Source organism: Microbacterium sp. CCH5-D1 (genome assembly GCF_001557335.1).
GTDB classification, from domain to species: Bacteria; Actinomycetota; Actinomycetes; order Actinomycetales; family Microbacteriaceae; genus Microbacterium; species Microbacterium oxydans.
The window spans coordinates 1-5,187 of the sequence record NZ_LSJW01000222.1 but is presented as its reverse complement, the minus strand read 5'-3'; the positions used below and the strand labels follow the sequence as shown (position 1 = coordinate 5,187).

The following is a 5,187-nucleotide window of genomic DNA, read 5'->3' as shown; positions in this document are numbered from 1 at the left end:
TCTCGATCGTCAGCTCGCCGGCTCGGACCAGCACGCTCGCACGCATGGTCGTCGGCAGTTCAGTGCGCTTCATCGGGCTCCTCGTGGTGCGTGTGCAGTCGCGCGGTCGTGATTGCTCGACCGACATTAGCCATGCGTGACGGATGAGACAACCAGGTGCTCAGATGAGCGCAAGCGGTCGGATCCGGATATGCTGATCGGACTTGGCGGCGTGAGAGGAAGAGGCGACATGGGACCCGATGAGCTGGTGCGGATCTCGCACGTCGCACGCCGGCATTACCTCGAAGGGCGGACGAAGATCGAGATCGCGGAAGAGCTCGCGCTCTCGCGCTTCAAGATCGCCCGGATGCTGGAGGATGCGCTCGAGCAGGGGCTGGTCAAGATCACGATCGAGGCGCCGGACTCGCTCGATCTCGACCTGTCGATGCAGCTGCGCGCTCGGTTCGGCCTCACACGCGCTCTCGCGGTGATCACCCCGGGGACGACGCCCGAGCTGATCCAGGACCGATTGGGTCGTGCCGCCGCCGACCTGCTCAGCGAGATCGTCACCGACGGCGACGTGCTCGGGCTCACGGCCGGTCGCACCCTGACCGCGATGGCCGGGCACCTGCGCACCCTGGCGACGTGCGAGGTCGTCCAGCTCGCCGGGGTCGCCGCGCCGACGCCCGAGAACGGCGTCGAGGTGATCCGCCAGGTGAGTCGGATCTCGGGCGGTCGCTCCCGCGCCATCTTCGCGCCCCTGCTCGTGGAGACCGCAGCGACCGCCTCCGCTCTGCGGCGCGAACCCGGCATCATGGAGACCTTCCGCCGGTTCGACTCGGTGACCAAGGCCGTCGTCGCGGTCGGATCGTGGAGTCCGCCCGACTCTCAGCTCTACGACAATGCGGGGAGGGCGGGCGCGCTCGACGAGTTGCTCGCCGCCGGCGTCAAGGCGGAGATCTGCGCGACGCTCATCGACGAGAACGGAGCCGTGGTGGGGTCGGTGGCCGAGCGGTCGCTCGCGGTGTCCACCGAGCAGCTGCGGCACATCCCCGAGGTGATCGCGGTGGCAGGCGGCCCGTCGAAGACAGGTGCCGTCATCGCTGCGCTGCGTTCCGGGATCGTCGACTCCCTGGTGACGGACGCGGCTCTCGCCCGACGGCTGCTCGAGTCGCCGGTCTGAGCGCGACCTGCGCACCGCATCAGCGCGGGGCGGGTTCGTAGTTGCGCAGCTCGGTGGAGGCGCGCACCATGCGGCGCAGGTCGGCGAGGCCTCCGTGCACTGCGCCGTGCGCACGGGCCTGCACCAGGAGGTTCCCCATCGATGTGGCCTCCGATGGCCCGGCCGTCACCGTCCGGCCGGAGCGATCCGCGACCGCCTGGGCGAGGATCGACGACTCGGAGCCGCCCCCGACCAGATGGATCACCCGCACGTCCACGCCCGAGAGCGTCGCCGCTTCCTCGACCTGCCGGGCGACGAAGGCGCCGAGGCTCTCCAGCACCAGCCGCACCACTCCGGCGCGGTCGGTCGGCATGCGTCCGCCGGACTCGGCCACGAGTTCGGCGATGCGCGCGGTCATCTGCCCCGGTCGCAGCAGGCGGGGGTCGCCGGTGTCGACCAGCACTCCGGCGCTCGGGGCGGCGTCCGCACGGGCCAGCAGGTCGCGGCGGGCGGCTGTGCTGCGCGCCCCCCAGCCGTCGAGCCCCCATTCCCGCATGCATTCGTTGACGATCCAGAGTCCCGCGGCGATGCGCAGGAACCGTACGGTGCCGTCGAGGCCGAGCTCGTTCGTGAAACCCGCTTCGCGGGCGCGGTCGCTGGTGATGAGGTGATCGACCTCGACGCCGGTGAGGATCCAGGTGCCGCACGAGACGTACGCGAAATCCTGATCGCGGGCTGGCACGGCGATCACCGCGCTCGCGGTGTCGTGTGAGGCCACGGCGGTGATGTCGGTCGCGTCCCCGGGGGCGAGGATCCCCTCGGAGACACGGCCGGTCACCGTGCCGGGGGAGACGACGTCGGGGAAGATCCTCGACGGCAGGCCCAGAGCCTCGATCCGGCTGACATCCCAGCCGCCGCCGCGGGGGAGTGCGAGGCCGGTGCTGGAGACGTTCGTGGCCTCGGCGACGTCCGCGGCGCCGAGCCAGCGTCCGAGCAGATCGGGCATCAGCAGCATCTGCTGCACGGTGTCGAGGCGTCCGGCCTCCCGGTCGGCCGCCAGCTGATAGATCGTCATGATGGGGAGCGCGGTGACCCCGGTCGTGCGGAAGGCCTCGGCGGCGGGCAGGATCTCCTCGACGATCGGGAAGCTGCGCTCGGTGCGGGCGTCGCGCTGATGGAAGGGAGCATCGAGGAGACCGTCGTAGCCGAGCAGGCCGTAGTCGCCCGACCACGCGTCGACGCCGATGCTGGTGAAGGCCGGCCCCTCCCTGCGCAGCCGGGTGAGGCCGACGAGTGCATCTCGATACAGCCGTTGCGCGTCCCACCGCAGGCCGAGCTCATCCGTGAACGCACGGTTGCGGAACCGGTGCACCCCGTCGATCCGCAACCGCTCGCCGTCGACGGTCGCGCTCACGACACGACCGCTGGACCCGCCGAGATCGACGGCGGCAGCTCGGAAGGTCGCCGAGCCGAGGGGCAGTTCGGGCATGCCACTCAGCCTATGGCCGGGCCTCTGGTTCGGGCCTATGGTCCGGTGAGCCCTCAGACGCTGGTGTATCCCCCGTCGATGAGGATGCTCTGCCCCACGACATAGCTCGAGCGCTCGCTCGCGAGATAGACCAGCAGGTCGCCGAGCTCTTCGGGTTGTCCCATGCGCCCCGCCGGGATGCGCCGTACCCACTCGTCGGCCATCTCGGGGTTCTCCGCCACGAAGTCCCTGGTCATGTCGCTGGCGAAGTATCCGGGGGCGATCGCGTTGACGCGGATGCCGAGAGGCCACCATTCGATCGCCGCGCTCTTCGTGAACATCGACACCGCGGCCTTCGAGGTGTTGTAGGCGGCCTGGGTCTGCGGGATGTTCACGGCGAACGCCGACATCGACGACACGTTGACGATGCTGGCCGGGTTGCCGCGGTCCGCCTCGACGTGCCGGCGTGCGAACTCACGGCTCGTGACGAAGGTGCCGGTGACGTTGACGTCGAGCACCCGCCGCCAGTCGTCCGTGCTGGTGTCGAGGAGGGGCGTGCCCGATGTGATGCCGGCGCTGTTGACGAGCACGTCTGCCGCGCCCAGCCGCTCGCCGATGATGTCGAAGGCGGCGGCGACGGATGCCTCAGAGGCGACATCGACGCTGACGCCCAGGCAGCGTCGACCCGAAGCGGACTCCAGGGCATCGGCGGCTTCGGCGACGGTGTCGAGGCGGTCGAGGAGTGCGACCTCGGCGCCCCCGGAGGCGAGGGCCTCGGCCATGGCGTAGCCGAGGCCCCGCGCTCCGCCGGTGACGACGGCCACGCGGCCGAGGAGTGGTTCCGTGGTGTTTCCGAGCATGAGCAGAGCCTAGCGGGGGCGCTCAACCTGGAACAGTCACCGCTCATATGAGCGCGCGCGATCGAGGTCGCTGGTCGCGCGATCCGTCTCATCGCGCGCACCGGATAGATTCCTCCCATGGCTCTTTCCGGCAATCTCGAGGCGCAACGACGCCGAGACGAACTCGTCGAACTCGCCAACGGCCCCCAGGGTGTGATGATCGAGGCTGCGGCCGAGCTCTTCGCGGTGTCGTCGATGACGATCCGTCGAGACCTGCTCGAACTCGAGGCGGAGGGTCGTGTGCGCCGCGTGCGCGGCGGGGCGACGGCGGCGCCGCGCGCCCGCCCCTTCGATGCGCGTCGGGCCATCAGGGCCAGCGCGAAGCGAGCGATCGCCGAGAAGGCCCTGCGCCTCGTCCCCGCCCAGGGGAGTGTCGCCTTCGATGCCTCCTCGACGGTCAACATGCTCGCGTCGGCGATCGGGCCGCGCGCAGGGCTCACCGTCTACACGAACTCGTTCGAGTCGTTCCAGGTGCTGCAGCCGCTGGACGGCGTCACCGCGGTGATCTCCGGCGGCACGGCCGAGCCCACCACGGGCAGTCTCGTCGGGCCGATCGCCCGCCGGAGCATGCGCTCGGTCTACTTCGACGCGTTCTTCTCCTCGGCGGATGCGCTCGACGGCGCCGACGGCACGTCCGAGGTGTCGGTCGAAGAGGCCGAGCTGAAGCAGGCGATGGCCGCGAACGCCGGAACGACGGTCGTGTGCGTCGACTCCAGCAAGCTCGGCCGTCGCTCGGTGGCCCGCGCGCTCGACGGCGATGAGATCTCCGTGCTGATCACGGAGCTCGATCCCGCGGACGAGCGGCTGGATGCCTTCCGAGGGATCGCGGACATTCTCTGATCACCGGAACCCTTCTTCTTGACGTCGGTTCGTGTTATCTTTCACATGAAGTAACAGTATGAGTGTGCACGGTCGTGTGCACCGCCCCTGTCTTGGAGAGTCATGACCAACGCCACCGCCGCCGCTCTGATCGCCCGGTCGAACCGCCTCGGCGCCGACCCGAAGAACACCAACTACGCCGGCGGGAACACCTCCGCGAAGGGCACCGAGATCGATCCGGTGACGGGGCAGCCGGTCGAGCTGATGTGGGTCAAGGGTTCGGGTGGCGACCTGGGCACGCTGACCGAGCAGGGCCTCGCGGTGCTGCGCCTCGACCGCATGCGCGCTCTCGTCGACGTGTACCCCGGGCTCGACCGCGAGGACGAGATGGTCGCCGCGTTCGACTACTGCCTGCACGGCAAGGGCGGGGCTGCGCCGTCGATCGACACCGCCATGCACGGCCTGGTCGACGCCGCCCACGTCGACCACCTGCACCCCGACTCGGGCATCGCGATCGCCACCGCGGCCGACGGAGAAGCGCTGACCGCGAAGATCTTCGGTGAGAAGGTCGTCTGGGTGCCGTGGCGGCGGCCCGGCTTCCAGCTCGGACTCGACATCGCCGAGATCAAGAAGCAGAACCCGCAGGCGATCGGCTGCATCCTCGGCGGACACGGCATCACCGCCTGGGCCGACACCTCGGAGGAGGCGGAGGCGAACTCCCTCTGGATCATCGACACCGCAGCCGCCTACATCGCGGAGAACGGCAAGGCCGATCCGTTCGGCGGCGTCCGCTCGGGCTTCGAGGCCCTCCCGGCTGGGGATCGGCCTTGCCGTTCTCCGCGATGTAGGCGGCTGCGGTG

At 69.9% G+C, this 5,187-nt stretch carries 5 protein-coding genes; 3 read left to right on the top strand and 2 right to left on the bottom strand.

The window, feature by feature from the left end:
- The first annotated feature begins 229 nt into the window (after positions 1-229).
- Positions 230-1,162, top strand: a complete 933-nt coding sequence (locus tag AX744_RS13185; protein WP_197429236.1) for a sugar-binding transcriptional regulator — start codon at positions 230-232, stop codon at positions 1,160-1,162.
- Positions 1,163-1,181: 19 nt separating this feature from the next.
- Here the strand turns inward: AX744_RS13185 and AX744_RS13180 are convergent, their stop codons facing one another.
- Both AX744_RS13180 and AX744_RS13175 read right to left on the bottom strand, forming a co-directional pair.
- The gene (locus AX744_RS13180; RefSeq protein WP_061017359.1) at positions 1,182-2,630 is read right to left on the bottom strand and encodes a rhamnulokinase; all 1,449 of its coding nucleotides are present in this window, start codon (positions 2,628-2,630) and stop codon (positions 1,182-1,184) included.
- Positions 2,631-2,683: 53 nt separating this feature from the next.
- Positions 2,684-3,469, bottom strand: coding sequence for an SDR family NAD(P)-dependent oxidoreductase (locus tag AX744_RS13175; RefSeq protein WP_046748665.1), 786 nt, complete (start codon positions 3,467-3,469; stop codon positions 2,684-2,686).
- Positions 3,470-3,586: 117 nt separating this feature from the next.
- On the opposite strand from AX744_RS13175, the gene AX744_RS13170 reads away from it, so the two are divergent.
- The gene (locus AX744_RS13170) at positions 3,587-4,348 is read left to right on the top strand and encodes a DeoR/GlpR family DNA-binding transcription regulator (protein WP_058630755.1); all 762 of its coding nucleotides are present in this window, start codon (positions 3,587-3,589) and stop codon (positions 4,346-4,348) included.
- A gap of 102 nt (positions 4,349-4,450) precedes the next feature.
- The coding region (locus AX744_RS13165) for a class II aldolase/adducin family protein (protein WP_197429235.1) at positions 4,451-5,187 on the top strand (737 nt) is incomplete at its 3' end.

Excerpts from the sequence above, each read along its gene's own strand:
- AX744_RS13175 (WP_046748665.1), bottom strand. The coding sequence starts at position 3,469 with ATGCTCGGAAACACCACGGAACCACTCCTCGGCCGCGTGGCCGTCGTC.
- AX744_RS13170 (WP_058630755.1), top strand. The coding sequence starts at position 3,587 with ATGGCTCTTTCCGGCAATCTCGAGGCGCAACGACGCCGAGACGAACTC.
- AX744_RS13185 (WP_197429236.1), top strand. The coding sequence starts at position 230 with ATGGGACCCGATGAGCTGGTGCGGATCTCGCACGTCGCACGCCGGCAT.
- AX744_RS13180 (WP_061017359.1), bottom strand. The coding sequence starts at position 2,630 with ATGCCCGAACTGCCCCTCGGCTCGGCGACCTTCCGAGCTGCCGCCGTC.